General features: G+C 59.2%; 27 protein-coding genes. 12 read left to right on the forward strand and 15 right to left on the reverse strand.

Annotation, left to right across the window (positions count from 1 at the left end):
* Window positions 1-401 precede the first annotated feature (401 nt).
* Window positions 402-938 (forward strand): GcrA family cell cycle regulator, encoded by a 537-nt coding sequence (locus ACYQ54_RS13675; RefSeq protein WP_460083151.1) that lies wholly within the window; start codon window positions 402-404, stop codon window positions 936-938.
* 241 nt (window positions 939-1,179) lie between these two features.
* Here the strand turns inward: ACYQ54_RS13675 and phoB are convergent, their stop codons facing one another.
* The 9 genes from phoB to ACYQ54_RS13720 form a co-directional block, all read right to left on the reverse strand.
* A complete protein-coding gene (phoB, locus tag ACYQ54_RS13680) occupies window positions 1,180-1,881 on the reverse strand; it encodes a phosphate regulon transcriptional regulator PhoB (protein ID WP_460083153.1) in 702 nt (233 codons plus the stop codon).
* A gap of 80 nt (window positions 1,882-1,961) precedes the next feature.
* Window positions 1,962-2,657, reverse strand: a complete 696-nt coding sequence (phoU, locus tag ACYQ54_RS13685) for a phosphate signaling complex protein PhoU (RefSeq protein ID WP_460083156.1) — start codon at window positions 2,655-2,657, stop codon at window positions 1,962-1,964.
* Window positions 2,658-2,688: 31 nt separating this feature from the next.
* Window positions 2,689-3,486 (reverse strand): phosphate ABC transporter ATP-binding protein PstB, encoded by a 798-nt coding sequence (pstB, locus tag ACYQ54_RS13690; protein WP_006933578.1) that lies wholly within the window; start codon window positions 3,484-3,486, stop codon window positions 2,689-2,691.
* Window positions 3,487-3,497: 11 nt separating this feature from the next.
* Window positions 3,498-4,850 carry a phosphate ABC transporter permease PstA gene (gene pstA, locus ACYQ54_RS13695; protein ID WP_460083158.1) on the reverse strand — a complete coding sequence of 451 codons (1,353 nt, stop codon included), beginning with the start codon at window positions 4,848-4,850 and terminating at the stop codon, window positions 3,498-3,500.
* Complete coding sequence (pstC, locus tag ACYQ54_RS13700) at window positions 4,850-6,319, reverse strand: phosphate ABC transporter permease subunit PstC (protein WP_460083160.1); 1,470 nt, start codon at window positions 6,317-6,319, stop codon at window positions 4,850-4,852. Before pstC ends, pstA begins: the two co-directional genes overlap by 1 nt.
* Before the next feature lie 65 nt (window positions 6,320-6,384).
* Complete coding sequence (locus ACYQ54_RS13705) at window positions 6,385-7,425, reverse strand: substrate-binding domain-containing protein (RefSeq protein ID WP_023001818.1); 1,041 nt, start codon at window positions 7,423-7,425, stop codon at window positions 6,385-6,387.
* Between the two features lie 352 nt (window positions 7,426-7,777).
* Window positions 7,778-8,749 (reverse strand): substrate-binding domain-containing protein, encoded by a 972-nt coding sequence (locus ACYQ54_RS13710; RefSeq protein WP_460084798.1) that lies wholly within the window; start codon window positions 8,747-8,749, stop codon window positions 7,778-7,780.
* 183 nt (window positions 8,750-8,932) lie between these two features.
* On the reverse strand, window positions 8,933-10,288 hold the full coding sequence (locus ACYQ54_RS13715) for an ATP-binding protein (RefSeq protein WP_460083163.1): 1,356 nt from the start codon (window positions 10,286-10,288) through the stop codon (window positions 8,933-8,935).
* 347 nt (window positions 10,289-10,635) lie between these two features.
* A complete protein-coding gene (locus tag ACYQ54_RS13720; RefSeq protein WP_460083166.1) occupies window positions 10,636-11,121 on the reverse strand; it encodes an SRPBCC family protein in 486 nt (161 codons plus the stop codon).
* 172 nt (window positions 11,122-11,293) lie between these two features.
* On the opposite strand from ACYQ54_RS13720, the gene ACYQ54_RS13725 reads away from it, so the two are divergent.
* Window positions 11,294-12,196 carry an MBL fold metallo-hydrolase gene (locus ACYQ54_RS13725; protein ID WP_460083168.1) on the forward strand — a complete coding sequence of 301 codons (903 nt, stop codon included), beginning with the start codon at window positions 11,294-11,296 and terminating at the stop codon, window positions 12,194-12,196.
* Between the two features lie 12 nt (window positions 12,197-12,208).
* Here ACYQ54_RS13725 and ACYQ54_RS13730 read toward each other — a convergent pair whose 3' ends face one another.
* Window positions 12,209-13,207: a DUF1499 domain-containing protein gene (locus tag ACYQ54_RS13730; RefSeq protein ID WP_460083171.1), complete on the reverse strand. Its 999-nt coding sequence runs from the start codon at window positions 13,205-13,207 to the stop codon at window positions 12,209-12,211.
* Between the two features lie 189 nt (window positions 13,208-13,396).
* Between ACYQ54_RS13730 and ACYQ54_RS13735 the strand changes: the two genes are divergently transcribed.
* From ACYQ54_RS13735 to ACYQ54_RS13745, 3 genes are all read left to right on the forward strand, one after another.
* Window positions 13,397-13,864: a hypothetical protein gene (locus tag ACYQ54_RS13735; RefSeq protein WP_460083174.1), complete on the forward strand. Its 468-nt coding sequence runs from the start codon at window positions 13,397-13,399 to the stop codon at window positions 13,862-13,864.
* Between the two features lie 287 nt (window positions 13,865-14,151).
* Complete coding sequence (locus ACYQ54_RS13740) at window positions 14,152-14,295, forward strand: hypothetical protein (RefSeq protein ID WP_460083177.1); 144 nt, start codon at window positions 14,152-14,154, stop codon at window positions 14,293-14,295.
* A gap of 276 nt (window positions 14,296-14,571) precedes the next feature.
* Window positions 14,572-15,546, forward strand: a complete 975-nt coding sequence (locus ACYQ54_RS13745; RefSeq protein WP_460083179.1) for a magnesium transporter CorA family protein — start codon at window positions 14,572-14,574, stop codon at window positions 15,544-15,546.
* Between the two features lie 50 nt (window positions 15,547-15,596).
* On the opposite strand, the gene pdxH is transcribed toward ACYQ54_RS13745, so the two are convergent.
* Window positions 15,597-16,232, reverse strand: a complete 636-nt coding sequence (gene pdxH, locus ACYQ54_RS13750) for a pyridoxamine 5'-phosphate oxidase (protein WP_460083182.1) — start codon at window positions 16,230-16,232, stop codon at window positions 15,597-15,599.
* Window positions 16,233-16,368: 136 nt separating this feature from the next.
* Here pdxH and ACYQ54_RS13755 point away from each other — a divergent pair, with 136 nt between their 5' ends.
* The 5 genes from ACYQ54_RS13755 to ACYQ54_RS13775 all read left to right on the forward strand — a co-directional run bounded on the left by ACYQ54_RS13755 (window position 16,369) and on the right by ACYQ54_RS13775 (window position 19,699).
* Window positions 16,369-16,782 (forward strand): RT0821/Lpp0805 family surface protein, encoded by a 414-nt coding sequence (locus tag ACYQ54_RS13755; protein ID WP_460083184.1) that lies wholly within the window; start codon window positions 16,369-16,371, stop codon window positions 16,780-16,782.
* Between the two features lie 198 nt (window positions 16,783-16,980).
* On the forward strand, window positions 16,981-17,964 hold the full coding sequence (locus ACYQ54_RS13760) for a DnaJ C-terminal domain-containing protein (protein ID WP_460083186.1): 984 nt from the start codon (window positions 16,981-16,983) through the stop codon (window positions 17,962-17,964).
* Window positions 17,965-18,142: 178 nt separating this feature from the next.
* Window positions 18,143-18,673: a MarR family winged helix-turn-helix transcriptional regulator gene (locus tag ACYQ54_RS13765; RefSeq protein WP_460083188.1), complete on the forward strand. Its 531-nt coding sequence runs from the start codon at window positions 18,143-18,145 to the stop codon at window positions 18,671-18,673.
* Complete coding sequence (locus ACYQ54_RS13770) at window positions 18,670-18,990, forward strand: antibiotic biosynthesis monooxygenase family protein (protein ID WP_460083190.1); 321 nt, start codon at window positions 18,670-18,672, stop codon at window positions 18,988-18,990. Before ACYQ54_RS13765 ends, ACYQ54_RS13770 begins: the two co-directional genes overlap by 4 nt.
* On the forward strand, window positions 18,971-19,699 hold the full coding sequence (locus ACYQ54_RS13775) for a GNAT family N-acetyltransferase (RefSeq protein WP_460083193.1): 729 nt from the start codon (window positions 18,971-18,973) through the stop codon (window positions 19,697-19,699). The genes ACYQ54_RS13770 and ACYQ54_RS13775 overlap by 20 nt, the downstream gene beginning before the upstream one ends.
* On the opposite strand, the gene ACYQ54_RS13780 is transcribed toward ACYQ54_RS13775, so the two are convergent.
* From ACYQ54_RS13780 to ACYQ54_RS13795, 4 genes are all read right to left on the reverse strand, one after another.
* A complete protein-coding gene (locus tag ACYQ54_RS13780) occupies window positions 19,681-20,226 on the reverse strand; it encodes a ClbS/DfsB family four-helix bundle protein (RefSeq protein WP_460083195.1) in 546 nt (181 codons plus the stop codon). The genes ACYQ54_RS13775 and ACYQ54_RS13780 overlap by 19 nt on opposite strands.
* Before the next feature lie 74 nt (window positions 20,227-20,300).
* Entirely contained in the window at window positions 20,301-20,927 is a 627-nt protein-coding gene (locus tag ACYQ54_RS13785) for an N-acetyltransferase family protein (RefSeq protein ID WP_460083198.1), read from the reverse strand.
* Window positions 20,928-20,985: 58 nt separating this feature from the next.
* Window positions 20,986-22,308 (reverse strand): NAD(P)/FAD-dependent oxidoreductase, encoded by a 1,323-nt coding sequence (locus tag ACYQ54_RS13790; protein ID WP_460083200.1) that lies wholly within the window; start codon window positions 22,306-22,308, stop codon window positions 20,986-20,988.
* Window position 22,309: 1 nt separating this feature from the next.
* Entirely contained in the window at window positions 22,310-23,635 is a 1,326-nt protein-coding gene (locus ACYQ54_RS13795) for an NAD(P)/FAD-dependent oxidoreductase (RefSeq protein WP_460083203.1), read from the reverse strand.
* A gap of 202 nt (window positions 23,636-23,837) precedes the next feature.
* Between ACYQ54_RS13795 and ACYQ54_RS13800 the strand changes: the two genes are divergently transcribed.
* Window positions 23,838-24,068, forward strand: coding sequence for a hypothetical protein (locus tag ACYQ54_RS13800; RefSeq protein WP_460083205.1), 231 nt, complete (start codon window positions 23,838-23,840; stop codon window positions 24,066-24,068).
* Entirely contained in the window at window positions 24,058-26,433 is a 2,376-nt protein-coding gene (locus ACYQ54_RS13805; protein WP_460083207.1) for a fatty acid cis/trans isomerase, read from the forward strand. Before ACYQ54_RS13800 ends, ACYQ54_RS13805 begins: the two co-directional genes overlap by 11 nt.
* The last annotated feature ends 19 nt before the right edge of the window (window positions 26,434-26,452 follow it).

Genomic DNA, 26,452 nt, shown 5'->3' on the forward strand with positions numbered 1-26,452 from the left:
CGTCGCCTCGACGCCGGGCCGTCACCTTGAAAAGATGCCGAAGGGCCAAAACGCAACGTGCCGCCCCGATGAGGCGGCACGTAGCGGCTTTCTTATACACTGCCGGTACCATGCGCTGTCAATGGAAATGCCGCACAACACATTTCAGATGTCACGGAAGGCAGATTTCGTAAAATTCTCAATGACCTCGCCATAATTGGGGAAAAGTCGTTTCATCCCCAACTGGTTTGGGTCCGGCGGTTGCCTGACAAATTAACGTTATTGTAACCTCTCAGCAATCAGACACGAGATCTCGTGAGGCAAATCAACAAGAGGCACTAGATCTGCCAGCATTAGGCGTGCATGTGCATGCTTAACACGGGGTTAATGGCCGCAGGTCGGTCGAACTAAAGGGTGCGGCGATGAGTTGGACAAACGAACGGGTTGAGCTTCTCAAAAAGCTTTGGGGCGACGGCTTGAGCGCGAGCCAGATTGCAGGCGAACTGGGTGGCGTCACCCGTAACGCCGTGATCGGCAAGGTGCACCGTCTTGGTTTGTCCGGCCGTGCCAAGTCCACTTCGTCAAGCGCGAAGCCTCGCCGGCCGCGCTCGGCCGCGCCTGCGACGGGTGCCGCGCCGAAGAAACCTGTCACGTCTCATCCTCAGTCAATTGGCGCAACGGCCCTGAAAGCCGACATTTCGCCGGCGCCTGTGGTGGAAGCCAAGCCGCGCGTGGAACCGATTGCCGAACTGGTGCCGATCTCGCAACGGGCCACAATCCTGACGCTGACCGAGCGGACCTGCAAATGGCCGATTGGCGATCCGGCAACCGACGACTTCTATTTCTGCGGCCGCCAGTCCGACGCCGGCGTCCCCTATTGTGTCCATCACTGCAAGATTGCCTATCAGCCGGTCGCCGACCGTCGACGCGATCGCAAGACGATGGCCCAGGCAGGCTGATAGCCTCCAGGCAAACCCAGCTCATGAAAAGCCCGCCGTTCTGGCGGGTTTTTTTGTTTAGGCTTTCACACGGAGGGTTGCACAGCCCTTCCAGCGGCATCAATGCCGGATCTCATCCTGAGATGACAAGGCTCTTGGTCAATTCTCTAACGCACCGTCGGCTCGCCAAAAGGCAAACATCCTGAAGCGCAAAAAGCCCGCTCGAAAGCGGGCTCCTTATTGCTTATTCCGCATTAGGTGCTCAGGCGGTTGCTGAAGTGAACTGGTCGTTGAAAGCATAACCGGCGCCGCGAACGGTACGGATCGGGTCCTTCGCCTTGCCCTTGTTCAAAGCCTTGCGCAACCGGCCGACGTGCACGTCGACAGTGCGTTCGTCCACATAGACGTCATGGCCCCAGACCCCATCGAGCAGTTGCTCGCGGGAAAAGACACGGCCGGGCGACGTCATCAGGAACTCCAGAAGGCGGAATTCGGTCGGCCCCAGGTGGATTTCCTTGGCGCTGCGGCGAACCCGGTGGGTTTCGCGATCCAGTTCGATATCCCCGGATCGCAGCATGGTGGACACCACTTCCGGGCTCGCCCGCCGCAGGATGGCGCGCACACGGGCCATCAGTTCGGGCACCGAGAAAGGCTTGACCACATAATCATCGGCACCGGTCGACAGGCCACGGATACGCTCCGCTTCCTCGCCGCGCGCCGTCAGCATGATGACCGGCAGGCGTTCGGTATCCTCGCGCGCCCTGAGACGGCGACACAGTTCAATTCCGGACAGGCCCGGCAGCATCCAGTCGAGCAACAACAGATCCGGCAGGCTTTCCCGCAGGCGGATTTCCGCCTCGTCACCCCGGACACAGGACTCGACCGAGTACCCTTCCGCTTCCAAATTGTATCTCAAAAGAAGGCTGAGCGGTTCTTCGTCTTCAACGATGAGCACCTTCGGCATACATCTCGCTCCAATTACCGCAACCGGCGCCCGAGCGCCGGCCGTTTAGACTTTTTTGCAAATCCGTCGAACGTGAGCGGTCAGACCGCGCCTGTTTCGTCTACCTTTGCCCGGTCTTCCGGCAGACGTTCGCCAGTGACCATGTAATAGACGTTCTCGGCGATGTTGGTCGCGTGGTCGCCGATGCGCTCGATGTTCTTGGCGCAGAACAGCAGGTGGACGCACTGGGTGATGACGCGCGGATCTTCCATCATGTAGGTCAGGAGTTCGCGGAAGATGGACGTATAGATCGCATCGACCTCGGCATCGGCTTCCTGAACCCTGCGCGCGGCTTCCGCATCCTTGCGGGCGTAGGCATCCAGGACCTGCTTGAGCTGGGACAATGCCAGCTCGGTCATGTGTTCGACACCGATCGCGAGCTTCTTGTTCTGCAGGTCGCTGTCGATGGCGATCACCCGCTTTGCCACGTTCTTGGCAAGATCGCCGACACGTTCCAGGTCGTTGGCAATGCGCGTGGCAGCGGTGATTTCGCGCAGGTCCTGCCCCATCGGCTGGCGGCGGACGATCAGCTCGATCAGCTTCACTTCAAGTTCGTTGTAAAGACTGTCCAGACGGACGTCGCCCTTGATCGTCGCCTTGGCAAGCTCCAGATCCTGCGACACCAGCGCAGAGACCGCATCGGCGAAAGCTTTCTCGGCAATACCGCCCATTTCTGCGACCTTGCCGGCCATGGCCGTCAGTTCGTCATCGTAAGCCGTGACTGTATGTTCAGACATCCTGTGTCCCCTTCAGAAACCTAAAAAATGCTTAGCCAAAGCGGCCCGTAATGTAGTCCTGCGTACGCTTGTCCTTCGGGTTGGTAAAGATGTCCTCCGTCAGACCTTCCTCCACCAGAACACCAAGGTGGAAGAACGCGGTACGCTGAGACACACGGGCAGCCTGCTGCATCGAGTGGGTCACGATCACGATGGTGAAGTTTTCACGCAGTTCGTCGATCAGCTCTTCCACCTTCGCCGTCGCGATGGGGTCAAGCGCCGAGCACGGTTCGTCCATCAGGATCACTTCCGGGCTCACGGCAATCGCACGGGCGATGCAAAGACGCTGCTGCTGTCCGCCCGACATGCCGGTGCCCGGCTCGTCCAGACGGTTTTTCACTTCTTCCCAAAGGCCGGCCTTCTGCAGGCTGGACGCTACGATTTCATCCAGCTCGGCCTTGCTGCGGGACAGGCCGTGGATCCGCGGACCGTAGGCGATGTTGTCGTAGATCGACTTCGGAAACGGGTTCGGCTTCTGGAACACCATGCCGACCTTTGCGCGCAGCTGCACCGGATCGACCTTGGGATCGTAGATATTCTCGCCATCGATCTTGATCGAGCCTTCGACACGGCAGATGTCGATGGTGTCGTTCATGCGATTGAGCGTGCGCAGGAAGGTCGACTTGCCACATCCGGACGGGCCGATGAAGGCCGTTACGGAGCGCGGCTGGATTTCAATGTCCACGTCCTTGATGGCGTGGGTATCGCCATAATAGACCTGCACCTTGTTCGCGGAAATTTTGCTTTCGGTCATGGTTTTCGCCTGTTCAAAATTCGGCATCTCGTTCATCGGAGCAATCCTTACCAGCGGCGCTCAAACCTGCGGCGCAGGATGATCGCGATAATGTTCATGGTCATGAGGAAGACCAGCAGCACGATGATCCCGCCCCATGCGCGCTCATAGAATGCCGGATCGGCGCGTTTCGCCCATTCGTAGATCTGGGCCGGCATGGCCGAGTTCGGAGAAAAGAAACCGGCAGCCACGCCATCGGGGAAGTTCGAGGCGATGAAGCCGACCATCCCGATCAGCAGCAGCGGAGCTGTTTCCCCGAGGGCCTGCGCCAGACCGATGATCGTTCCGGTCAGAATGCCCGGCATGGCCAGCGGCAGCACGTGGTGGAAAATCGACTGCATCTTGGAGGCGCCGATCCCGAGGGCCGCATCGCGGATGCTCGGCGGAACCGCCTTCAGCGAGGCGCGCGTGGAGATGATGATCGTCGGCAGTGTCATCAGCGTCAGCACCAGACCACCGACGAGCGGTGCGGACTGCGGCAGATGCATGAACTGGATGAACACCGCCAGGCCAAGAATACCGAACACGATGGATGGGACCGCGGCGAGGTTGGAAATGTTCACCTCGATGAGATCAGTGAATTTGTTCTGCGGAGCGAATTCTTCCAGATAGATGGAAGCGGCGACGCCGATCGGCAGTGACAGGAACAGCACCACCAGCATCATGAACAGTGACCCGATCATGGACGCCCCGATGCCGGCCTGCTCCGGACGGCTATCAGAAGCATCGGTGCCGGTGATGAAGGCCCAGTTGAAGCGCTTCTCCAGAATGCCGGCAGACTGCATCTGGTCTGCCAGATCCAGATGTGCTGCATCCAGGTTCTTGTCTTCGGCAAGATCTTCCCGCTTGACGCGGCCCTTCAGGTAACCGTCGACACGGGAGGAGGCAATCAGCTCGAAGGTGACGGTCGAACCGATCTTGTCCGGATTGGCGAGAACGTAGTCACGAACCGTCGCGGCGGCGCCTGACGAGAACAGCTTCTGCAGGTCTTTCGCCGACATGTCCGTGGTGATGTTGGCACCGGCGAGTTCCCTGGCAAAGGCGTCGTCGATGATGGCGCGGTATTTGGAGGTCTTGACCACCGATTTTTCCGCTTCGGTAATCTGCTGCTGATTGAGTGGGACATCCACCTTCAGAAAGGTCTGGCTGAAGGCGCCAAGACCGTTGGAAAGGATTGCCCACAGAAGCGCGACGAGGAAGAACAGGCCAATGCCGATGGCGATGATGCCATAGAGCTTGAAACGGGCTTCCGCGGCATTGCGCTTCCTGGTCAGCGGATCGAGTTCGAGAAGTGAGGTGATCTTGTTCGGGGCCGGAGCACTGGTCTTGTCCGACGGAGGCGTAAGGGTCGTGTCGGTCATTAGTCGTACTGCTCCCGATATTTGCGCACGATGAAGAGCGCGAAGATGTTGAGCCCCAGGGTCACGACAAACAGGGTCATGCCGAGCGCGAAGGCGACCAGCGCTTCCGGGGAGGCAAAGTCGTTGTCGCCGGTGAGCTGGCTGACGATCTTCGCGGTCACGGTGGTCATCGCTTCGAGAGGGTTCATGCTGAGGCGGGCAGCGGCCCCGGCCCCCAGGACCACGATCATGGTTTCACCGATGGCGCGAGAAGCCGCCAGCAGGATGGCACCGACGATACCCGGCAGGGCCGCCGGCAGGATGACCTGCTTCACCGTTTCGGAATGGGTGGCGCCAAGGCCGAGGGAGCCGTCGCGCATGGCCTGGGGCACGGCGTTGATGATGTCGTCGGAGAGGGAGCTGACGAATGGGATCAGCATGATGCCCATGACCGCGCCTGCGGTGAACACCGAGGAAGCGCCCGACATCCAGCTGACGCCGAGCGCACCGCCGGAACCGAACAGGTTCATCAGGAGTGGACCGACCGTCAGCAGCGCGAAGAGACCGTAAACGATGGTCGGAATACCGGCCAGGATCTCAAGCAGAGGCTTGGCGATGGCCCGCACGTGCGGCGTTGCATACTCGGACAGGTAAATCGCTGCGAACAGGCCGATCGGCACGGCGACTGCCAGGGCAATCAGGGAAATATACATGGTCGCCCAGATCAACGGCACGATCCCAAGCTCCGATCCGCCGCCAAAGCTTGGCGCCCAGGTCAGGCCGAAGAAGAAGTCGGCAGCCGGATAAAGCCGGAAGAACTCGACTGTGTTGAAGATCAGCGAGAGCACGATGCCGACGGTCGTCAGGATGGCGATAGAGGCCGCTGCGATCAGGATGTAGCGGACAACTGTTTCCACCACGTTGCGGGCACGGAAATCCTTGTTGGTGCGCATCACGCCGACAGCAAAACCAATCAGACCGGCAGCCAGAACCGCAATGGTCCGCAGCAGCAGGCCGGTTCCGGAAATGCTGCGGTAGGTCTGTGCGGCCCGTAGCGTTTCGGCGGTCACTTCAGACCCCAGCGCAACACCGATCTGGCCGAGACGGCTGCGCACGTCCGTCAGTTCTGTGCGGATGGAGGCCGCCGCATCCGACGTCATGGCCCCTTGTGAGACGGCAAGGTCCAAACCCTCGGCAACACGAACGACGTCGCTCATGATGAGATCGAGCGAGCTTGCGGCAATGGTCTCTTGGGAAATCTTTGAGGAAACCTGGCTGTCCAGAATGATCGGCTGAACGATCAGCCAGGCAACGAGCAACAGCAGTGCGGGAACGAGTATCGAAACGACGACGTTCCAGCCGTAATAACCAGGCAGGGAATGAAGCTCTCGCGAATCCCCTCCGGCAGAATTCAACGCTTTTCCGCGGCCGACTATGTATCCGGCGACAGCCAGAACCAGCAGCGCAATAAGAATATATGGAAGTGACATAGGGCGACCCAACCGGCAAAGAAGAAAGAAAGGGCGGCCGAAGCCGCCCTTTCGGAAAGATGTGCTTAGTTGCCCATCGTTTCTTCGGCTTCGATGGAAGCCTGAGTAGCAGCCAGTTCCGGATCGGAAACCAGGCCATACTGGGCCAGCGGGCCATCCGGGCCAGCGATTTCGTCAGAAACGAAGAACTGAGCGTATTCCTTCAGGCCCGGGATAACACCGATGTGTGCCTTCTTGATGTAGAAGAACAGCGGACGGGAAACCGGATACTCGCCCTTTGCGATGGTTTCGGTGGACGGAGCAATGCCGGCCATCGTTGCCACTTTGAGCTTGTCGGTGTTGTTCTCGTAGAACGCCAGACCGAAAACGCCAACGCCGTTCGGGTTGGAGTCGATGCGAGCCAGGGTCTCGGTGTAGTCGCCGTCAATGTCAACGGACTTGCCGTCGGTGCGAACTGCGATACAAGCGTCTTCAGCGTCGTCTTCGGACATGCCGCCGTCGATCATGGCTTTCAGAGCGCCAGATTCTTCACAGCCGACTGCCAGAACTTTTTCTTCGAAGACTTCACGAGTGCCGTGCTTGGTGCCCGGGATGAAAGCGGCGATTTCCGCATCCGGCAGAGAAGCGTCAACTTCAGACCACTTGGTGTACGGGTTATCGACGATCTGACCGTCCTTCAGGACTTTCGGAGACAGAGCGTTGAACCACTGAACCTGAGTGAATTCGTTGAAAGCCGGGCCGTCTTTCTGGGACGCGAAGACGATGCCGTCGTAGCCGATGCGGACTTCGATGATGTCCTTCACGCCGGCTTCTGCGCAGGCCTTGATTTCCTTTTCGCGGATTGCGCGGGAAGCGTTCGCGATGTCGATGGTGTTTTCACCAACGCCGGTGCAGAACTTCTTCAGACCTGCAGAGGAGCCACCGGATTCAACGACCGGTGTCGGGAAATCGGTGTTTTCGCCGAATGCTTCAGCAACGATGGAAGCATAAGGAAGAACCGTGGAGGAACCAGCAATCTGCACCTGGTCGCGAGCCTGAGCCGAACCAACGAATGCAGTGGAAGCAACGGCAAGAGCAGTTGCGCTAACGAGGGTCGTAAATTTCACTTGACCACTCCCTTTGAATGTCAAGGTTTCTAGATGATCACCGCGCTTGGATGTGCACGAGCGATGCGGGGAACCTAGGCTCCACGGATGAGAGTTCTATGACAGTTCCTTTTCAGTTTTGTGACAATTTAAGCCGTTGAATTTATTCAATAAAACCTGATCCTTGACGGTTTTGTGTCGCGGAGGGTCACAAAAACCCGCCTCAAGGCGCACAGGGTGCAGCTCTCAGGCACCTCCGCAAAGCTGACAGGGAATTTGTTTATCCTTTCGGCCGGTCTGACGCGCGTTCGGCGGGGCGATCAGGCACTTGCCGCAAGGGCCCTTTCGGGTTTGTCCTGTCTGAATCGCTCGATCAGAGTTGCAACGCCGGCAATGCCTGTGCCTCGGCGGCCTCTTCCCTGCGTTTTTCAGCTGAAAGCGGAATCAACCCCTTGCCCGCCAGATAACCGTCATCGCCCCAGGCCTCCTCGCTGGTGAAGGCCGCCACATAGGCCTCCACGCCCGGGATGAGGCCCACGTGTTCCTTCTTGATGTAGAAAAACAGCGGACGGGAAACGGGATATTCGCCAGATGCAATCTTCTCGAACGTCGGCTCGACGCCGTTGACACCGACACTCTGGATCTTGTCGCGGTTCTGCATCAGGAAGGAATAGCCGAATATGCCCACCGTCACGGGATTGGCCTCCAGCGCACCGACAATCAGATCGTCATTCTCTCCGGCTTCAACGAAGCTGCCGTCCCGGCGGATGCGCGCGCAGCCATCCTTCTCCAGGTCCCGGACCGCCTTGCAGCCTTCTTCCATGACAAGCTCTTCGAAGGCATCGCGGGTTCCGGAGGTCGGAGGCGGCCCGAGCACTTCGATCTTCTCGTCCGGCAACGCTGCATCGATGTCCGACCATGACAGATTTGCGTTGTCGACAAGCTGGCCGTCCCGTGGAAGCTTTTCCGCCAGAGCTTCGAAGATCTGCTCGACTGTCAGGGTGAATTTCGGGCCTTTGCGCGAATTGGCCAGCACAATGCCGTCATAGCCGATTTCTACTTCGACCGGCGTGACGCCGTTGGCCCGGCAGGTCTCCAGTTCCGAAGCCTTCATGCGCCTGGAGGCATTGGTGATGTCCGGAGTGTGTTCGCCCACCCCCTTGCAGAACAGACTGAACCCGGTGCCCGAGCCAGTGGATTCGACAATCGGGAATTTCATGCCGTTGTTTCCGACCGTTTCCGCGACCGCGGTCGAAAACGGAAACACCGTGGACGAGCCGACAATGAGCAAACGGTCTCGAGCTTCGGCTGTCAGGGATGCCAAACAGAATACACCACACACCATCGCGCGGGCTGACAAATATATCGGCACATCAAAACTCCTGGACTAAAAACGCGGGCGTGATCCGGCAAAGCAGGTCTTCTTCCTTGCAGATCGCCTGGCCGGCCCCGGAAAACTGTTCCGAACTTGCCACGGCAGCCTCTAACAGCGTCCCGTCTCAGGAATACGACAGTCGTTCATTCGCTTTCAGGCGGAGATTTTCTCGGGGATACCTTCCACGTTCTCCATGGCAGGCAAACTGACCTTGAAGGTCGCGCCCTGCCCCGGCTCACTCTCCACATCGAGGCGTCCGCGATGGCGTGTCAGGATATGTTTTACAATGGCGAGACCGAGGCCCGTGCCTTTCATCGCCCGGCTCGATTCGACATCGACCCGGTAGAACCGTTCTGTCAGGCGCGGCAGATGTTCGCGCGGAATGCCCTCGCCATAATCGCGCACCGACAGTTGCCAGGACAGCGTGTCCTGCGGCTCGCACGTTTTCTCAAGACCAACGTCGACATATTTGCCGTCATGACCGTATTTCAGCGCATTCTCGATCAGGTTTTCCGTCACCTGGATGAGTTCGTCCCGATCACCCTGGATCCGTGCGGGCGCATCAGGCAGATGAAGCCGGATTTCGACGCCCATGTCAGAGGCCAGTGGCGACAGGGCATCCGATGTATGCCGCACGATCTCTGACAGATCGACAGCATTCGCCGGACGCACGTGAGCCTTCAACTCGATTCGGGAGAGCGACAGGATGTCATCGATCAGGCGGCGCATGCGTCCAGCCTGATCCAGCATGATCGACAGGAACCTGTCCCGGGCTTCCGGATCGTTGCGTGCGGGTCCTTGCAAGGTTTCGATAAAACCCGTCAGCGATGCCAGGGGCGTGCGCAGTTCATGGCTGGCATTGGCGACAAAATCCGTACGCATCCGTTCCAGCCGGCGGTTCTCGGTCAGGTCCTGAATGACCACCAGAATGAAATCCGGCAAGCTCGGAACCTTCTCCTGACCACTGCTTCCAGGCATGTAGATCGGCGAGAGATGAGCCTCGTACCAGGTTTCGGTCGGCACTTTCTCGATCCAGCTGATCTTCTCGGCCTCACCTGTGGTGCAGACACGGTCAAAGGCTTCCAGAAGCGAGGGAGCCCGGAGCGAGAAAGACAGCGGATCTCCCGGCTTTACGCCCTGATAGATCGACAGAGCCTGCTTGTTGACGTAGCGGGTGATGCCCCGCCCGTCGGCCACGAAACAGGGAGTCGGCAGCGCGTCCACCGTCACCTTCATGCCCGTCCCGGGCCACATCCTGCGGATTTCCCGCTGAGCACTCAGCTTGACCCGGCGGCCTGACGACTTGCGGGGAACGAAACAGGCCACGACCACCAATGCGGCCATGGCAAGAAGCGCCGTCGTCAGCGGAACGTCATGTATGATGACCGCACCGGCAGCGGCACCGAGCGCGATCATCAGAATCCAACGGGCTTCGCCAAGTCGGGTCAGCGGCGATGCGGCCTGCCGGTCTTCAGCAGGCTCTTCGAGTGGCGAAGGCGGTTGGGTCATGGACGGTCGAGCGAATTCGTTTCAGCAGTTTGTACTCCCGAGTGCAGACACTATTTCGACGTCTCAGTAAATGTGCAAGGCCGGAATAGGGAGTTCGGGGCAGTGTCGAACCAATCCCCTAACACGGAAAGCATGTCAGCCAAGCGACAAAAAAACACTTTCCTGAAGGCTGCCATTATGCCTCTCGAATACCAGGTACGTTAGACCTGTTCCGATGGTCAGGACAGTACCGGCGCCATGTCCGAAATCAAAAAACACGAAATGAAAACAAAGCCCTGCCAGCCGACGATTATGCGCCGTGGCCCTTTCCAGTCTTTTCGTGACAGGAAAGAGGACCCGGGAACCTGTCACTGGTTACGCGGCAAAGGATGTCTGGCAGCGGATTTCAGATTGTCCAGAATACGTGGCCAGCCGTCGGGCTGGCGCATGAGTTCCAGATACTCCGCACCCGCTTCGCCATGCCTCAGAAACTCGCTATGGACGATTTCAATGCGGGTGACGTCCCCGGCTTCGCGGAAATTCACCATGACACGGCTTGCTGTCGCAGGATCCGCGATCTCCTCGCCCTCACGGCTAACCTGCCAGGCCAGACGTATGTACAGCGGCGGTTCCAGAGACAGGACTGTTCCCCAGACACGGTGCTGCCCGTCAGCGTCGATTTCATAGCAGCTTCCGCCTGCATAGGGATCGATCCCCGCCTGCACCTTGCCCTCTCCCGCATCCTTGAACGGAGAGGTCCACCACAAATCCAGCCGGTCGACAAACAGTGAAAAGGCCTGGTCCCGTGGCAGGTTCAACATGCCTTCGAACCGGCACTCGGTGTCATATGTCATGATTTTCCGTCAAATTCATTCTTTCCAACCCCAAAGGCACTGTTCCACATTTGGGCCCGGCTTGGCAAAGTACCGCTTCCCTAGCCGATTCAAACGTCAGATACATGACGCGATGCCCCGGCCCGGTGCCGCGAACACATCCGCCAAACGGAAGAAAGAAACCGGAGATAACATGAAGCACGACCGCGCGTTCGATCCGCAATACGGAACTGCCGTCGAGCTGATGCCAGGCGTGCGCCGGCTAACAGTGAAGAATCCGGGACCTTTCACGTTTCATGGCACCAACAGCTATCTGCTGGGAACCAGCCGGCTGATCTGTGTCGATCCCGGGCCGGCACTGGAAGGACAGGTCGATACCATCTTGAAAGCCGCTCAAGGCGCCGAGATCGAGGCTATTGTGGTCACGCATACACATGTGGATCATTCACCGGGCGCGCGTCTGCTGAAGGAAAGGACCGGTGCCCCGATCATCGGGTGCGGGCCGCACCGGCCAGCGCGGGCGCTTCTGGAAAACGAGGTCAACCCGCTCGATGCCAGCGGCGACAAGGATTACGCGCCCGACAGGTTGCTGGAAGATGGCGAAACGTTCGAGGCGGCCGGCATTTCGCTGGAAACCGTGGCCACTCCCGGCCACACATCCAATCATCTGTGTTTTGCCCTGAGCGGCGAACCGGTTCTGCTTTCCGCCGACCATGTCATGGGTTGGTCGACATCGGTCATCGCGCCGCCAGATGGCAGCATGCGGGACTATATGGCCTCCGTCGACAAGCTGCTGGCCCGCACGGAAGATATCTACCTGCCTGGTCATGGCGGCCTGGTCCGCAATGCGATCGACTATGTCCGCGACCTGAAGCGTCACCGGCTCGACCGGGAAGCCTCTATTCTGCAGGAGCTGGCCAAGGGTGAAAAATCGATCCCGGAAATCGTGTCGGTGCTTTATGCCGCCGTCGATCCGACGCTGCACCCGGCGGCAGGCCTGTCGGTTTTCGCACACCTGGAAGACCTTGCGGACAAGGGGCGCGTCGCGGCCAGCCCCGAGTTGTCGCTAACCGCCCGCTATCGCCTCATCGGCTGATCCAGCAGGCAATCAGCCTTCCAGATCGACCGCATCGAGACCTTCGGCAACCGGAGCATCCTCGTCCTCGAAATAGGGCTTGAACCCCGGCAACGGAATTGTTGCGCGCGGATCTTCGACCGGCTCGATCGGCAGATCCTCTTCGAGTTCCGTCTCGTCGACCGAAAGTCTCGCCAGGTCGCCATAGGTTTCCAGCAGCACACGGTCGATTTCGCTGAAGACAAGACGGATGCGATCCGCATTGTCGGTCAGATCCTTCAAGGGCGTGCGCGAGCGCGAGCGCACATCAAGCAGAGCTCCGACCGAATCGGGCCGGACGCGCAAGACGATGTCGTGTTTCAACCCAAGGATCTGCGAACTGCCCTCGGCCTGGAGAAAGGTTGGCGCATCGAGAAGATCGGGCGGCAATTCACCGACCACCTGCCAGTTCAACGCTTCAAGCGCCTTGAGGCCGGCTGCATGCAACTGGGCCGTGGAAATGCGGTATCGGCGTGGAACGATATCCGGATACAGGCGGTCTTCCGCCGAATTGCCCACAGCACTCACATCTGGCGCGGCACCCGTATAGGTGGCCACGGTCGGCCAGACGTCTTCCACAAGCACGGTGTTCAGCCAGTCGAGAAAAGGCTGTTCGCTTGAAATCACCTTTGTTTCAAGTTCGGGTGGATCGGTTCGGTTGGTTGCCAGGTCACTCGCTCCCGCGTGCATGACCAGCATTCCGACCACAAGTGCAGGCGTGGCAAGCGCCAGCAGCCCCAGGAACAACCCTGTAAGCGCCGCCGGCACGCCGGGTCCGCCATAGGTCCAGATCCGGTGGAAGCCGAACAGCGCCAGCAGGATGGCAGCGAGCGCAATCGTTGCCGCCGCAATCAGCGACAGGACAAACACATCGGCATCGATGAAGCCGAACCGCTTTGCCAGGAAAGAAATCGCCGCGAGCGCCAGTGCCACGGAGCCGATCGTGCGGCTTGCCGGTGCCGAAGCTGTTTTATAGACGGCGTAGCGCTTCATGAGATCCTATCTCGCCTGGCCTGCCGCACCGACGCGGCAAGGTGTCCACCTGATTGTTTCTCCGTTTACAGCCAATTTGTCAAAAATGAACTTCACTTCGACGGCCAACACATCATACATTCCTTGAGAGCAAACGATAATCGTGCAAGCAAGACACGCTGGAATTACAGTTTCAAATCGGGGTAAGGCATGACCGGATTGCGGTCCCGTCATACGACGAATGAACCGGCGACGAACGAACCGGCGACGAACGAACCGGAACACCGGTCTGCCGGTGGCGGAAAACAAAAAGCGTTTTCACCTTTCGGCCTGTTCCGGCCGGGCTCTGCGAATATATGCCTGTGCCACCTGCTCGTCCTGACGGTGCTGCTGTCGCCTATCGCGCTGGGAATCGCGGTCATCTACGCGGAACCAGAAGGCCGCTGGCTGCAGGCCCATTATCATTACCTTCGAACCACCATTGCCCTGTTGGTCATAGGCCTCAGCACCGGTGGTCTGATGATCCTGCTGGGAGCATCCAGCTCCTCGGCGCTGATGCTTGCCGGACTGGGCGTTTGCACTGTCACGGTGATGCTCAGTTCTGCCCGCTCTCTGCTTGGATTATTCAGCGCCTTGCGCGGCTCTCCACTGCGAAATCACAGAAGCTATTTCATATGAACGGGCAGTCATATACTTTCGCAAGCTCCCCCTTCGCTTAATTTGTAAAGAAATTGTTACCGCAATACTTCAATTCCACTCCGGATTCGTTACATCTTGTTATTGTTTTTGACTGGCTGATTTCCGCCAATAAGCGCATGCTTTTTCACATCCGATGCAAAAACCGGCTGAAAGGCTTATTTGCCGCCTTCCGTTTGCCGCAATTGGATACGACATGCACACCGCCCGCGAGCCATAGACACTTAAACCCAGAGAGCGGGCACTGGAAAAGACAACGGACGAGACAAATGTCTGAGCAATCTCCCCGCCCTGCACCGAAGCAAAGCGCTGACGCGAAACTGGTCAACCTTTACAAGCCCGTCGGCATCGCAGCCCTCAATGCAGCTGCCCTTTGCAAGAATTCGGGCACGGTGGCGAAAAAGAAAAACTGAGCCGCTGCGCACACCGCGTCAGCCTTCCTGGCCGACCGCCGGCTGATTGCCGGCAGTCCGAGGTGGTGAAAGACGCTGTTTGATTGCCGGAGCGACCGGCCAAGGACAAGTTCGGGCATACGATCGGCGACGGTTGAATGTCCGTGATCCTGAAGCGGCCAGAGCTGGACTTGTGCCGCAAAATCACCTTTCGCAGACGGTTGCCGTCTTCCTGTCTGTTGGGCAAACTGCCGCCGAACAGGGCACGTTCCGTGTCCTTCGGCGGAGATTGCCTGCATGATCATTGCCTACTGCCCGACTGTAAAAGGTCTGGAGCGTATCGAGCTTGCCTCCGGTGCGCCTTTGCCGTCCACATCGGTTTGGATCGACCTTGTCGCCCCGACACAGGACGAGCAAAAGGCCGCAGAGAAGCTGATGGGCGCGGAGATCCCGACACGGGACGAGATCGCCTCCATCGAAACTTCCGAACGGCTTTACCTGGAACCAGGCGCCGTGGTGATGACCGCACAGCTTCCCATTGCCACCCAGATGATCGACCCGGCACTCTCATCCGTCACTTTCGTCATCAATGCCAGACGGCTGGTGACGGTTCGATACGGCGAACCGAGATCCATCGCACTTCTGTCGCGCAAGGTTCAGAGCGATACGAGTATCGCCCACAAGGGACCGGCCGTGCTGTTTGCCATGCTCGACATCATCGTCGACCGCTGTGCCGACGAAATGGAAAGCGCCTCGGCCCGCTATGACAAACTGGCGGTGCAGGTGTTCGGCGACGGCCTCAACATGCGCAAGACCGCGAGTTACCAGATCGCCATCAAGCAACTGGGGCAGATCGGCTTGCACGTTTCCAAGATGCACGACGTGTGCACAAGCCTGTCGCGGATGATGCTTTACCTCAGCACGCACGCCAAGCGGCTGAACCTGAACGAGGAGCAGGAAGCCGACTGCAAGATGTTCGGCAGGGACATCCATTCCATCAAGGAACATGGCGACGCACTGGACGCCAAGCTGTCCTTCCTGTTGGACGCGACAGTCGGTCTCGTCACGCTGGAACAGAACCAGATCTCCAAGATCTTTACCGTCGTCAGCGTGATCTTCCTGCCGCCGACGCTCATCGCGTCGATCTACGGCATGAACTTTGCCAACATGCCGGAGCTGAACTGGCAACTCGGGTTTCTTTTCTCGCTGGGCCTGATGGTGTCGTCGGTAGCCCTGACGTTCCTGTTCTTCCGCTGGAAACGCCTGCTTTGATCCTTCCAACCGTCTGACTGCTTGTTAGCAAGGCCCCACGGACAGTCGCATCAAGGATAGAGACGCGCCTTGCTCCAGGACTGATCTGCGGAGGTACGGGTGAATTGCACCCGGTCATGCAGCCGGAACGGCCTATCGTGCCAGAATTCGATGGAAAGCGGCACCAGACGCATGCCGGACCAATGGTCGGGCCGCGGAATGTCGCCGATGCCGAATTTGGCGGTAAATTTCGCCACTTCCTTTTCCAGCGCGAACCGGCTTTCCAGCGGACGCGACTGCCGGGACGCCCAGGCACCGATCCGGCTGCCGCGCGGCCGGGAGCGGTAATATTCGTCCGCTTCCTCGTTAGAGACCTGCTCGACCAGACCACGGATGCGAACCTGCCGGCGCAAGGACTTCCAGTGGAAACACATGGCCGCCTTGCCTGCGGAGAGCAGCTCCTGTCCCTTGGCACTCTCGAAATTTGTGTAAAAAACGAAGCCACGTTCGTCGAAGTCCTTCAGGAGAACCATCCGAACATTGGGCAGGCCGTCTTCATCGACCGTCGACAGAGCCAGCGCGTTGGGATCGTTGGGCTCCGACGCCCTGGCATCCTCAAGCCATTCTGCAAAAAGCTCAAATGGCTTCACTACTTCTGTAAAGTCACCTTTTGTTAACTCTTGAGGGGGATCTTTAAGGTCTGTCATCGGTAACCTGTCGAAGGAAACGACAGCCTTTTAGAGCGGCTAGAAAACGCCGGGCCGGGGGGCTGTCTGAAAAATGTATCGTATGCGTTCATATACTGCCGGGCACATAAAGATCCAACCCTTAGCCGCACTTTGCATGGCCATCGCAACAACGCTTGGCGGGTGCAGCCAGTTGTCCGTACCAGTGGGTAGCAACAACATCGATTCCCCCACCGTTCTGACCGGTTCCATTCCGTCCGCATCCGATGTCGCCTATGCGGACATCAATGACGACGACAGGTCGGTCATCGCGCAGAACCTCGATGCAATCGGCCCGGACCTTGACACCGGGAAGCCGATACAGGCCCTTTCTCTGACGTGGCTGAATTCGATCAGCGGCAATTCGGGCACCCTGTCCAACATCAACACATCCGCCTTCAGCGAAACCGGTTGCCTCGGCTTTCAGACCACCGCAAATACCATTGTCGGCATCAAGCTGTACTCCGGCACAGCCTGCCGGGACGTGACGCAGAAATTCGCGATCACCAGCCTGACTGTCGCCGACGCTTGAACCCCGGCGAAAACCCGCTAAAACCGGAAGGTCCTCAACACGAGGATCGGGGTCTGGAATTTTTTCCTATTCATCCCGATATAGAGGACAAGTCCGGTCAAGCATGACCTGCTAGACTTGCACGCTTCGGTTCGGTTTGCCGGACGGAGCGGTGCCCGGGTCGGCCTGCCGGAAAATCTTAGGAACCTGGTGAGACGAATGCGTGATCCCTATAGCGTTCTCGGGGTGGCAAAATCTGCCAGCGAGAGCGAAATCAAGAAGGCCTTTCGGAAGCTGGCCAAAAAGTACCATCCGGATCAGAACAAGGACGATCCGACGGCGGCGCAGCGCTTTTCCGAAGCAAACCAGGCCTATGAAATTGTCGGCGACAAGGAAAAGCGCGCCAAGTTCGACCGTGGCGAAATCGATGCGGAAGGCAAGCAGCGCTACCAGGCCCACGGTTTCGACGGCTTCTCCGGATACGAAGACTTCGGTGGAACCGGTGGTGCGCGCGCACACAAGACGTCCGGCGGCGGTGGCAGTTTCGATGACATCCTGAACGACATTTTCGGCAGCTTCGGCGGCCGTGCGCGAGCAGGTGCTGGTGCTGGAGCAGGTCCGGGTGCAGGTTTCGGCGCCGGGGCCCGTGCCAAAGCGCCGCCGAAGGCGAAAGGCGCCAACGCGGAACTCGTCGCCCGGGCCTCGCTGGAAGACATCGTCAACTCCGGCAAGACCCAGGTAACGCTTCCAAGCGGCAAGACGGTGAACGTCACCCTGCCCAAGGGCGTTGTCGAAGGCGAGAAGATCCGGCTCAAGGGCCAGGGACATCCTGGTGAAAACGGCGGCCCCGCAGGAGACGCTGTTGTCGAGATCCGGTTCAAGCCGCACAAGCTTTTCGAGGTGAAAGGATCCGACCTGCACCTCGACCTGCCGCTGACGCTCTATGAAGCCGTACTCGGCGCAAAGGTGCGCACGCCGACCCTGTCAGGTGCCGTCAACCTGACCGTTCCGGCCAATGCCTCCAGTGGCAAGACCATGCGCCTCAAGGGCAAGGGGCTGCCGACCAAGACCGGTGGCCACGGCGATCTTCTGGTCAAACTGCAGATCGTCATGCCGCCGCACAGCGACGATGAACTGGACACGCTCATGCGGGCCTGGAAGGAAATCACTCCGTACCGCGCACGCGGGCCGGAATTCGACTAGGCTATCCTCTTCGTCAATGCTTTGAAGTTCAGTCTCGCCCCGCCGGTCCCCACTGGCGGGGCGACGTTTTTTGACCTTCGCAACCTCCGCTCCGATCGGCCTCCACGCTCTTGAAACGTCGGGTCTTGCAAATTTACATAACTAGTTATATATCAAGTTATGTAAATGGGAGTGACTTATGAGCGAAGATGTCGTCCGCGCGCTCGGCTATGCCACCCTGGGCAGCCGGCTGAAACGGATCGGGGAAATGCTGCAGGCACAAACGCAGATCGTTGCAGCCGAGCTTGCCGACACCAGTCTGCCGACGCCGCACAACCCTGTTCTTGCCGCACTCGACCGACAGGGCCCTTTGAGTATCGGCGATCTGGCGAAGGCCCTTGGCCAGAGCCAACCGGGCGTTACCAGAACCATCAACAAGATGAAGTCGGATGGACTGGTTGAATCCGTTCCCTCGCAACAGGACCGTCGCGTGACGACAATCGGCCTGACCGACAAGGGAGCTGCCCTGGTCGCCCATCTGAAAGAAACACTCTGGCCCGCAATCACATTGGCCGTTGCAGACGCCTGCAAGGGTCTGGAAGGCCCCCTTCTCGATCAGCTTGCCTGTCTGGAGGATGCTCTTTGCGTACGGCCGCTTTCCGCCCGCTGCAAAGACGCCCCGTTGCAGCCCTGGAGCAGTCTGCAGGCTTCCCCGGAGGATAAAGCGTGATCAAGCGCATCTGGCACGGCTGGACAGACCCCGGCATGGCCGACACCTATGCACATGTCCTCACGACACAGGTCATTCCGGGGATCGAGGCCAAGGCCATTCCCGGCTATCTCGGGATCGAAGTGCTGCGGCGCGACCTGGAAACCGAAGTGGAGTTCATCACCATCATGAGCTTCCGCTCGCTTGAGAACATCATCGCGTTTCAAGGGCCTGATTACGAACGCTGTTATGTTCCTGATGCCGCCCAGAAAGTCCTGAAGCGATGGGATCTGGTTTCACAACACTATGAGCTCGAAGATGCACGCAGTTATGAATGAACCGAGCCGGGACAGCCTTCTGAAGCGGGTCGTCTGGTCAGCCCTGACCTCCCGGCATGTGCAATTCAGCCAGGGTGGCGACCTTGCCCGCCGTTTCGACCCGGCCATCTCCCCCTTTGCGGCAGCGGTGGACAATTCGCCCGAAGCTTTGGCCGCGCTGGCGGAGCTGATTCAACCGGGTGACGACCGGGCGTTCATTCTGCAGGCGGACGACATCGCCCTGCCCCAAGATCTTGAGGCAGAGATTACCGCGCTGGGTGTTCTCATGGTGGAAGTTTCACCGTCAGCGGGCCCATCCCGATCGACTTCAATCGTGCAACTGGACGAAACCGATGTGCCGGAGATGGTCGAGCTCGCAATGCTGACCAAACCGGGCCCGTTTACCGCACGCACGCCAGAGCTGGGTACTTTCTTTGGCATCAGGCAGGACGGCCGACTGGCTGCGATGGCTGGTAGCAGGATCAATCTCGACGGCTATACGGAAGTCAGCGGGATCTGCACTCATCCCGATTTCCGCGGTAGAGGCCTGGCGTCCGAACTCTCTCTTCATGTGACTGAAGTCATCAGGAGCCGCGGAGACACGCCGTTCCTCCACGCTTACGCGGACAATCACGGAGCGATAGCCCTTTACCGGAAGCTGGGTTTCGAAATCTGGCGGGAGGTCAATGTGGCAGTGGTCAAACGCAAGGATCAGGTTGATCCGGACTGATCCCCCGATTGGGCAAGGCGGTTGTCTCTCGCCTCCTTATACAGGGTGAGACGCCCGCGCAGGTATTTTGCAGCTGACCGGTAATGGCTCGGACCGGCAGCTTCCGCCCAGCGGCCCGTCGTCCATTGGTTGTTGGAGCCTTTCATCGGGCCGCCGTACAGCTCCTCTTCGTCCAGGTTTTCCAGGAGGGCAAGCAGTTCGGCGTGATTGCTGTCCAGAAGGGATCGCGCAGACCGCCACGACAGACCGGACTGTTTCTGCCGCAGGTCGGCATTGTATCTGGCCGTCTCGTTCCACTTGTATCCCTTGGCGGGAAACCAGACCGGCCTGCCCGCCTGTCCGTCGCGGTACCAGCCCAGGAACAGGTCGATCCAGTGTGCCCGGTGACCAATAATATCCTTCGGCGAAATGCCGTCCGCGTCCTTTTCAAGGCGCAGCATTGCAGGCAGGTCATCGAGAAGCTGTTGCAGCTTGGAAAACTCGCGCTCGCTTGCGGCGAGCAATTCCGTTTTGGAGGTGGCCGGCATTCCGCTCTCCCGAGACCGCACGAATTGGCATCAAAGACCGCAAAGTTCCACGCACCGGCGTTGGAACGCGGCTGTTACAGGGTCCGTCCACACCAGATCGTGCCATGGGAGCCGCTGCTGCGGACCGTCAGCACCGGATGGAAATCCCTCGCATTCCAGAAGGCCATTCCGGCTTCGTTGATCGCACTCACACCAGCATGCACGGCTGAAACGCCTCTCGCCTTCGCAGCTGCGATCCAAGCGTCCAGGAGCTTTGTTCCAACGCCTCTGCCGCGGGCACGTGGCAGAAGGTTCATGTGAATATGGGCTGGATAATCATCGATGACTGCCTGCGGCACCGCGGATGGATTATGGATCGTCCGGATCCGCAGGTCGTCGGCTGTCTGTGCAGTCTTGTGCTGTGGCGGTTCGGGATAGCGCTCGCGCAGGGCTGGCCACCATTCCCGCTCCAGATCGCGTTCGAAGGCCCGTGTATCGCTGACACCAACCGCATAACCGAACACCCCTTCATCGTCTTCCGCGACAAAACTGATGGGGCCGTTCAAGGCCACATAAGGCCCGGCGTAGATATGACCGATCAACTCGGGATCGCGATACAGATCCGTCGCATCGCGTCCGGCCTGTCCGGTTTTCAGACAGATGTCATATACTGTATCGAGGTCCCGGAGCTCGGCCGGCCTAACGGTTATGGTCTCAGTCATAGGCACCAGAATTCCTGTCTGCTGTGATCCCGGCGCGCGCAAGGCGCGGGCCTGCCGATCACCTGTCCTGCAAGCCGTACCACCAGTAAGCGCCCTGAAGATAGAGCTTGCGCAGAGACGGCAGCGGGAATTTCCGGAATGGCTGGCGCAAGGGAACCGGCAGGTCTTCCGGCTTCAGTTTGCCAAGGACCAGCCCGGCAACCTTCTCGCCTGAAATCGAGGCCATCGCGATACCGCTGCCATGCCATCCCATCGCGGCATAAATACCGCCGAGGCCAGGCACTTCGCCGACAAAGGGCGTCAGGTTGCGCGCCAGACACACGTGACCATACCAGCTGTGTTCCGCTTCGACGCCCGACCAGGCGGGAAACATTTCCTCGAAATCCGACCTAGCGCGCTGGTACATGGCCGCCAGAGACTGCGCATTTTCGAAAATGCCACCACGGGTTCCAAACAGGAACCGCCGGTCTGGCAATAGGCGGAAATAGTGCAAAAGATTACGGGTGTCGGCCGCCATCGTATCGGACGTCCAGCCCTGAGCGGCAAGTTCGTCCTCGCTCAAGGGACGGGTCACCTGGATTGACGACATGACCGGCAATGTGCGGCCGTGCAGCCATCTGGGTGCATCTTCGCGCGCATAGCCGTTGCCTGCCAGGACGATCTTCTTCGTGCGAACGAAGCCGTGCTCGGTCTCCAGATGCCACCGATCGCTGTCCCGGGTAATTCCTGTTACCGGCGATTTTCCGAATATCTTGCCACCAGCCCGGCGTACCTGCTCCGCGAGAGCCTGGACATACGCCATCGGATTGAGCGCGAAGCCATAAGGAACGTGCAGGCCACCGTGAAATGCCGGCCCGCCATAGCCTTCACCGTCCAACTCCGTCTTGGAGAGCACACGCGCCTTGATGCCGAAATTTTCTTTCAGGAAACCCGCTTCCGCCTGAAACCCGGCAAAGTCCTTCGGCCGGTGTGCAAGATAGATCTCGCCCTTGGAATGACGGTCGGCATCGACACCCCAGTTATCGAGCCTTTGGGCAACCAGATTGACGCCAGCGACCTGATAGGCGACGAAGCGGCGTGCTTCCTCCAGACCGAACTTCTTGATCAGGCGGCGCTCGTCGAGCTTGGTCCCGCCAAGGCAGCAGAACCCGCCATTGCGGCCCGATGCGCCGTAGCCGACATGTTCCGCTTCCAGAACGCAGACGGAAACACCTGCTTGCGCAAGCCGGAGCGCAGCACTCAGCCCGGCAAAACCCGCACCGATCACCGCGACATCGAACAGCGCATTGCCGATCAGTTGCCGGTCCAACCGCACCTGCGGCACGCTGGCCTCCCAGTAACTGCCGATGGTTCGGCGCGTTTCTGTGCGGTTCTGCAGCATCTCAGAACCCGAGCCTGTCCCGCAGGGAGAACCAGGTCATGGCCAGTACCAGAAGCGGGAAGCGAAGCCGGTCGCCGCCAGGGAAAGCCGGTACGTTCAGCTTCTCGAACACGTCGAAGCGCCCAGCGGTTCCTGCTACCGCCTCCGCCAGCACCTGGCCACCGAGCGTCGCCATGGCGACACCGTGGCCGGAATATCCCCCGGCAGTCAGCATGTTGGGAGCCAGGCGTGCAAAATAAGGCATGCGCTTTGGCGTTATCGCGAGTGTGCCACCCCAACCGTAGTCGATCGCAACGTCACTGAGCTGAGGAAAAATTTCCAGCATCGGCTCACGCACGAAGGCCTTGATATCGTCAGGAAAGCGGTAGCCGTAATTTTCCCCGCCGCCGAACAGCAGCCGCCGGTCGGCGGACAGACGGAAGTAGTTGATCACGAACTTGCTGTCGGCCACGGCAACGTTGTTGCGGATTATCTTCTGCGCCTCGCCTTCCGAGAAAGGCTCGGTCGCCACGATGAAATTGTTGATCGGCATGACATGCGCAGCGGTCTGCCGGTCGAGACGGCCGAGATAGCCGTTGCACGCCAGAATAACGTGGTCCGCACGAACGTCGCCAAGCCCGGTCTTCACGGTGATCCGCTCCGTACCCTTGCCTTCAATGCCGGTGACCTTGGTCTCCTCGAAAATCCTGGCCCCTGCAGCTTCGGCCGCCTGACCGAGCCCCAGTGCGAAATTGAGCGGATGGAGGTGACCGGCTCCCATGTCCAGAGACCCGCCGTAATAGCGTGGACTGCCGACCTGATCGCCAATTTCTTCGGGCCCAACGAAGCGGATGTCCTCATAGCCATAGACCAGCCTGAGATGCTCGACGTAGTCCCGGCTTTCCTCGACAAAACTCTTTCGGTGGTCGGCATGCAGTATCCCCGGCGTGTAGTCGCAGGCGATCTGGTGCTTCACGATCAGGTCCTTGACCAGCGCCTTGGAATCTTCGGCAAGATTCCACAGCAATCTGGCGTGAGACTTGCCGTGACGCTCTTCCAGAACCGTCTGGTCCATGCGTTGGCCGGACCCGACCTGGCCGCCGTTGCGGCCCGACGCGCCCCAACCGATCCGGTTGGCTTCCAGAAGGATCACATCGACACCGCGTTCTGCCAGATGCAACGCGGCCGAGAGGCCCGTGTAGCCGCCGCCGATGACGCAGACCGTGCACGTCTGCGAGCCCTCGAGAACCGGATGAGCCGTTTGCCTGTTGGCCGTTACGGCGTAATAGGATGGAGGGTGTTGACCTGGCGTGTCATTAGCTGTCAGGAGATCAAGCGCAGTCAGCATGTCGGAAGCCAGGCTCCTCTTATCAACATGAATTTCCGTGGCCGGGAGTGGAACGCCACATTCCCTTGTTCAGCAGACAGTTTCAAGGTGTAATCAGACGTCGGCAGTCAGGTTTTGCCTGATTTTGCAAGCTCTTGAGGCTCCCGCTACGTCAGGAAGCCGGAGCTGCACGGCCCAGATGACGCAAAAGGAAGGCAAAACTGTGTTTGGTCCCGTAGAACACCCCTGGTTCGATCCACTGTGGCGCAGAATTCTTCTGGTCGCTTTCTGTGCCGGCTGGGCCGGCGTGGAATATGCGTTCGGCACCGTCACCTGGGTCTACATCATGGCGGCAATCACCGCCTATGCCGCGTGGGCCTACCTGTTCAACTACAAGGGCCCTGACGATCCGAACCGGGTCACCCGTCCGCGGATGGAAGATGATGACGGTTGAAATTCCGGATCCGATTGACACAGGCCGCATTCAGGCGCTCGTTTTCAGGGTCCTGAAACGCCTGTTTCAGGTCATGCTACTGCTGTGCTGGGCGGCTACGACGGCATCGGCGCAGGAGAGCACCTCGGCTCTGGACGTTCTCAACAAGCGCTGTGTCGTCTGCCATGGCTGCTATGACGCCCCCTGTCAGCTCAAACTGTCTTCGCCCGAGGGGTGGTTGCGCGGAGCGAGCAAGCAGAAAGTCTACGATTCCTCCCGGCTTGACGATGCCCCCATGACCCGCCTGGGGATCGACGCAAAGACCGTTCCGGGCTGGCGCGCCAAAGGCTTCTTTGACGTTGTCGGGGCGCACGACGGGCCATCTGTTCTTGAACAACTTTTGCTGGCCGGCCGGAAGACCGAATTCAAGCTTGGTGCACCGCTTCCCGACGGCATCGACATTTCGACGCTGCGTGCGAACACCTGTGCCATGCCCGGCAAGGTGAAGGACTATCTGAAGGAGCATCCGCAGGGCGGCATGCCCTTTGCCATGGCACCGCTTGCGGACGACGATTACAGGACGTTGCTGACCTGGGCCAGGGACGGCGCACCTGCGTCGGACACAGACAAAAATCTGCCGGAGAGTATCTACCGGTCAGTGCACGCCATCGAAACCTTCCTAAATCGCGGTGACACCCGGTCCAAGCTTGTTGCGCGGTATCTCTTTGAACACCTGTTTCTGGCTCATCTGCATCTGGAAGGCGACGACCAGAGCCGGTTTTTCAGGGTGATCCGCTCCAGAACCGCGTCCGGGTCGCCAGCTGATGAAATTGCCTCGCGCCGTCCCTTCGATGATCCAGGCGGCCCCTTCCACTACAGGCTCATCCTTATAGACAGTACCATCCTGCACAAGGAGCACATGGTCTACGAGATCGGTCCAAAGCGCCTGAACCGCTATGAAGAGCTGTTCCTGAAAAGCGAGTGGGACCTTGCCAGCCTGCCGCCCTATTCAACAGCCGCCGGCGGCAACCCGCTGTCCACGTTCCGCGAGATTCCGGCCCGCAGCCGCTATCAGTTCCTGCTGGACGACGCGCTTTATTTCGTCCGTTCCTTCATTCGCGGCCCTGTCTGTTACGGCCAGGTTGCGGTGAACGTGATCGAGGACCGCTTCTGGGTCTCCTTTCTGACGCCCGATGCAGATCTGTCCGTGACCGATCCGGGCTTCCTGGAGACCGCCATCCCGATCCTGGAACTGCCGGTTGCCCAGACCAATGGCAAATTGTCCAAGCGACTGGAAGGGTTCCTGTCGCTGGGACCGGTCAAATATCAGGAGTTTCGCAAAGGACAATATGAGCAGAAGTTCAAAGTGGACGGTGGACCGGACTATGGGGATATCTGGAACGGTGACGGCACCGAGGTTGATGCCCGCCTGACCGTCTATCGAAATTTTTCCTCTGCCTCCGTCGTCACCGGTTTTGTCGGCGCGGTGCCTGAAACAGCCTGGGTGATCGACTTCCCGCTGTTCGAGCGGATCTATTACAATCTGGTGGCCGGGTTCGACGTATTCGGCAACGTGGAACATCAGCTGACGACCCGTCTCTACATGGACAGTCTGCGCCGCGAGGGAGAACGGAACTTTCTGTCTTTCCTGCCGCCGCAGGTGCGCAAGCCCATGCATGAAAGCTGGTATCAGGGGCCGCTCGTCAATCTGGTTGATCACTGGAAGGAAAGTGCTCTCGACACCCAATCCCCAACGGGCATCGACTTTAAGACCGGCCATACCAAAACGGAATTCCTGACGGAACTACTGCGCGAACCTGCTGACTTGTGGGCCGAATACGATCCCATCAACCGTTGCAGCGGCAGCACTTGTGCCGCCGATGACACACCAGCGGGACAGTTGCGCCCGCTATCCGTCAAGCCCGCACCCTTCGCGAAATTCCTGCCCGATATTTCGGTTCTGCTCGTGGAAACGGGCCATGAAGCACAGGTATTCACCCTGGTGCACGACATGGCCCACAGCAATGTCGCCTTCATCTTCAACGAGGACCTGCGCCGCGAGCCGCAGAACGACAGCGTGACGGTCGTTCCCGGCCAGTTCAGCAGCTATCCGAATTTCATGTTCAAGGTGAGCCACGTTCAGCTGCCGACATTCGTCGAGACGGTTCGGGCGATCCGATCGCAGGACGATTATCTCAAACTCGTGGAACGTTTCGGCATCCGCAGAACCGATCCGGCGTTCTGGATCGAATTTGACCGGATCCAGGCAGCCCTGAGAGACCAGGATGAGCTTCAGGCGGGACTGCTCGATCTCAACCGCTACCGCGACCCAAAACCCCTCGACCCGATCGACCGGCTATTCGAGTTCACCTTCTCGCTTGATTAGGTCTGCCGCCTGACCGGGA

This window comes from Roseibium sp. LAB1, from assembly GCF_054658235.1.

Excerpts from the sequence above, each read along its gene's own strand:
- ACYQ54_RS13675 (WP_460083151.1), top strand. The coding sequence starts at position 402 with ATGAGTTGGACAAACGAACGGGTTGAGCTTCTCAAAAAGCTTTGGGGC.
- phoB (WP_460083153.1), bottom strand. The coding sequence starts at position 1,881 with ATGCCGAAGGTGCTCATCGTTGAAGACGAAGAACCGCTCAGCCTTCTT.
- phoU (WP_460083156.1), bottom strand. The coding sequence starts at position 2,657 with ATGTCTGAACATACAGTCACGGCTTACGATGACGAACTGACGGCCATG.
- pstB (WP_006933578.1), bottom strand. The coding sequence starts at position 3,486 with ATGAACGAGATGCCGAATTTTGAACAGGCGAAAACCATGACCGAAAGC.
- pstA (WP_460083158.1), bottom strand. The coding sequence starts at position 4,850 with ATGACCGACACGACCCTTACGCCTCCGTCGGACAAGACCAGTGCTCCG.
- pstC (WP_460083160.1), bottom strand. The coding sequence starts at position 6,319 with ATGTCACTTCCATATATTCTTATTGCGCTGCTGGTTCTGGCTGTCGCC.
- ACYQ54_RS13710 (WP_460084798.1), bottom strand. The coding sequence starts at position 8,749 with ATGGTGTGTGGTGTATTCTGTTTGGCATCCCTGACAGCCGAAGCTCGA.
- ACYQ54_RS13715 (WP_460083163.1), bottom strand. The coding sequence starts at position 10,288 with ATGACCCAACCGCCTTCGCCACTCGAAGAGCCTGCTGAAGACCGGCAG.
- ACYQ54_RS13720 (WP_460083166.1), bottom strand. The coding sequence starts at position 11,121 with ATGACATATGACACCGAGTGCCGGTTCGAAGGCATGTTGAACCTGCCA.
- ACYQ54_RS13725 (WP_460083168.1), top strand. The coding sequence starts at position 11,294 with ATGAAGCACGACCGCGCGTTCGATCCGCAATACGGAACTGCCGTCGAG.
- ACYQ54_RS13730 (WP_460083171.1), bottom strand. The coding sequence starts at position 13,207 with ATGAAGCGCTACGCCGTCTATAAAACAGCTTCGGCACCGGCAAGCCGC.
- ACYQ54_RS13735 (WP_460083174.1), top strand. The coding sequence starts at position 13,397 with ATGACCGGATTGCGGTCCCGTCATACGACGAATGAACCGGCGACGAAC.
- ACYQ54_RS13740 (WP_460083177.1), top strand. The coding sequence starts at position 14,152 with ATGTCTGAGCAATCTCCCCGCCCTGCACCGAAGCAAAGCGCTGACGCG.
- ACYQ54_RS13745 (WP_460083179.1), top strand. The coding sequence starts at position 14,572 with ATGATCATTGCCTACTGCCCGACTGTAAAAGGTCTGGAGCGTATCGAG.
- pdxH (WP_460083182.1), bottom strand. The coding sequence starts at position 16,232 with ATGACAGACCTTAAAGATCCCCCTCAAGAGTTAACAAAAGGTGACTTT.
- ACYQ54_RS13755 (WP_460083184.1), top strand. The coding sequence starts at position 16,369 with ATGGCCATCGCAACAACGCTTGGCGGGTGCAGCCAGTTGTCCGTACCA.
- ACYQ54_RS13760 (WP_460083186.1), top strand. The coding sequence starts at position 16,981 with ATGCGTGATCCCTATAGCGTTCTCGGGGTGGCAAAATCTGCCAGCGAG.
- ACYQ54_RS13765 (WP_460083188.1), top strand. The coding sequence starts at position 18,143 with ATGAGCGAAGATGTCGTCCGCGCGCTCGGCTATGCCACCCTGGGCAGC.
- ACYQ54_RS13775 (WP_460083193.1), top strand. The coding sequence starts at position 18,971 with ATGCACGCAGTTATGAATGAACCGAGCCGGGACAGCCTTCTGAAGCGG.
- ACYQ54_RS13780 (WP_460083195.1), bottom strand. The coding sequence starts at position 20,226 with ATGCCGGCCACCTCCAAAACGGAATTGCTCGCCGCAAGCGAGCGCGAG.
- ACYQ54_RS13785 (WP_460083198.1), bottom strand. The coding sequence starts at position 20,927 with ATGACTGAGACCATAACCGTTAGGCCGGCCGAGCTCCGGGACCTCGAT.
- ACYQ54_RS13790 (WP_460083200.1), bottom strand. The coding sequence starts at position 22,308 with ATGCTGCAGAACCGCACAGAAACGCGCCGAACCATCGGCAGTTACTGG.
- ACYQ54_RS13795 (WP_460083203.1), bottom strand. The coding sequence starts at position 23,635 with ATGCTGACTGCGCTTGATCTCCTGACAGCTAATGACACGCCAGGTCAA.
- ACYQ54_RS13805 (WP_460083207.1), top strand. The coding sequence starts at position 24,058 with ATGACGGTTGAAATTCCGGATCCGATTGACACAGGCCGCATTCAGGCG.